The sequence below is a fragment of the Priestia megaterium genome (assembly GCF_041941685.1).
Classification (GTDB): Bacteria; Bacillota; Bacilli; order Bacillales; family Bacillaceae_H; genus Priestia; species Priestia megaterium_C.
Window position 1 is genome coordinate 32,501 of record NZ_CP130958.1, and the last position, 2,500, is coordinate 35,000.

At 52.4% G+C, this 2,500-nt stretch carries 2 tRNA genes and 2 rRNA genes (2 of these 4 cut by a window edge); all 4 read left to right on the plus strand.

What is annotated here, in order from left to right:
• A 23S ribosomal RNA gene (locus tag Q5794_RS00170) occupies nt 1–2,174 on the plus strand; it begins 762 nt to the left of the window's first position.
• Nucleotides 2,175–2,284: 110 nt separating this feature from the next.
• Nucleotides 2,285–2,400, plus strand: a 5S ribosomal RNA gene (rrf, locus tag Q5794_RS00175).
• Between the two features lie 9 nt (nt 2,401–2,409).
• Nucleotides 2,410–2,485, plus strand: a tRNA-Val gene (locus tag Q5794_RS00180).
• 3 nt (nt 2,486–2,488) lie between these two features.
• Nucleotides 2,489–2,500 (plus strand) — tRNA-Thr (locus Q5794_RS00185) (it continues 64 nt past the right edge of the window).

Genomic DNA, 2,500 nt, shown 5'->3' on the forward strand with positions numbered 1-2,500 from the left:
ACTGAATGGAGGCCCGAACCCACGCACGTTGAAAAGTGCGGGGATGAGGTGTGGGTAGCGGAGAAATTCCAATCGAACCTGGAGATAGCTGGTTCTCTCCGAAATAGCTTTAGGGCTAGCCTCATGTTGTAAGAGTCTTGGAGGTAGAGCACTGATTGGACTAGGGGCCCCCAACGGGTTACCGAATTCAGTCAAACTCCGAATGCCAAAGACTTATCCATGGGAGTCAGACTGCGAGTGATAAGATCCGTAGTCAAAAGGGAAACAGCCCAGACCACCAGCTAAGGTCCCCAAGTATACGTTAAGTGGAAAAGGATGTGGAGTTGCTTAGACAACCAGGATGTTGGCTTAGAAGCAGCCACCATTTAAAGAGTGCGTAATAGCTCACTGGTCGAGTGACTCTGCGCCGAAAATGTACCGGGGCTAAACGTATCACCGAAGCTGTGGATTGACATCTTAGATGTCAGTGGTAGGAGAGCGTTCTAAGTGCAGCGAAGTCAGACCGTAAGGACTGGTGGAGCGCTTAGAAGTGAGAATGCCGGTATGAGTAGCGAAAGACAAGTGAGAATCTTGTCCACCGAATGCCTAAGGTTTCCTGAGGAAGGCTCGTCCGCTCAGGGTTAGTCGGGACCTAAGCCGAGGCTGAAAAGCGTAGGCGATGGCCAACAGGTTGATATTCCTGTACCACCTCCCCGCCGTTTGAGTAATGGGGGGACGCAGTAGGATAGGGTAAGCGCGCTGCTGGATATGCGCGTTCAAGCAGTTAGGCTGATGAGTAGGCAAATCCGCTCATCATGAAAGCTGAGCTGTGATGACGAGGGAACTATAGTACCGAAGTTCCTGATTCCACACTGCCAAGAAAAGCCTCTAGCGAGGCGGGAGGTGCCCGTACCGCAAACCGACACAGGTAGGCGAGGAGAGAATCCTAAGGTGATCGAGAGAACTCTCGTTAAGGAACTCGGCAAAATGACCCCGTAACTTCGGGAGAAGGGGTGCTCTGGTAGGGTGTATAGCCCGAGAGAGCCGCAGTGAATAGGCCCAGGCGACTGTTTAGCAAAAACACAGGTCTCTGCGAAGCCGCAAGGCGAAGTATAGGGGCTGACGCCTGCCCGGTGCTGGAAGGTTAAGAGGAGGGGTTATCCTTTGGGAGAAGCTCTGAATCGAAGCCCCAGTAAACGGCGGCCGTAACTATAACGGTCCTAAGGTAGCGAAATTCCTTGTCGGGTAAGTTCCGACCCGCACGAAAGGCGTAACGATCTGGGCACTGTCTCAACGAGAGACTCGGTGAAATTATAGTACCTGTGAAGATGCAGGTTACCCGCGACAGGACGGAAAGACCCCGTGGAGCTTTACTGTAGCCTGATATTGAATTTTGGTACAGCTTGTACAGGATAGGTAGGAGCCTGAGAAGCCGGAGCGCTAGCTTCGGTGGAGGCGTCGGTGGGATACTACCCTGGCTGTATTGAAATTCTAACCCGCGGCCCTGATCGGGCCGGGAGACAGTGTCAGGTGGGCAGTTTGACTGGGGCGGTCGCCTCCTAAAATGTAACGGAGGCGCCCAAAGGTTCCCTCAGAATGGTTGGAAATCATTCGTAGAGTGTAAAGGCACAAGGGAGCTTGACTGCGAGACCTACAAGTCGAGCAGGGACGAAAGTCGGGCTTAGTGATCCGGTGGTTCCGCATGGAAGGGCCATCGCTCAACGGATAAAAGCTACCCCGGGGATAACAGGCTTATCTCCCCCAAGAGTCCACATCGACGGGGAGGTTTGGCACCTCGATGTCGGCTCATCGCATCCTGGGGCTGTAGTCGGTCCCAAGGGTTGGGCTGTTCGCCCATTAAAGCGGTACGCGAGCTGGGTTCAGAACGTCGTGAGACAGTTCGGTCCCTATCCGTCGTGGGCGTAGGAAATTTGAGAGGAGCTGTCCTTAGTACGAGAGGACCGGGATGGACACACCGCTGGTGTACCAGTTGTCTTGCCAAAGGCATCGCTGGGTAGCTATGTGTGGACGGGATAAGTGCTGAAAGCATCTAAGCATGAAGCCCCCCTCAAGATGAGATTTCCCATAGCGCAAGCTAGTAAGATCCCTGAAAGATGATCAGGTTGATAGGTCAGAGGTGGAAGCGTGGCGACATGTGTAGCTGACTGATACTAATCGATCGAGGACTTAACCAAACTTTTAAAAGCGTAAGCTTTACTCAGCGAACTGTTACCTAGTTTTGAGAGAACAAAACTTTTCAAAAAAAGTCTTGCTTTCTTTTGAAAATCATGTATAATATAATATGTCTGGTGGCGATAGCGAAGAGGTCACACCCGTTCCCATACCGAACACGGAAGTTAAGCTCTTTAGCGCCAATGGTAGTTGGGACTTTGTCCCTGTGAGAGTAGGACGTTGCCAGGCTTATATATCGGAGGATTAGCTCAGCTGGGAGAGCACCTGCCTTACAAGCAGGGGGTCGGCGGTTCGATCCCGTCATCCTCCACCATTTGCCGGTGTAGCT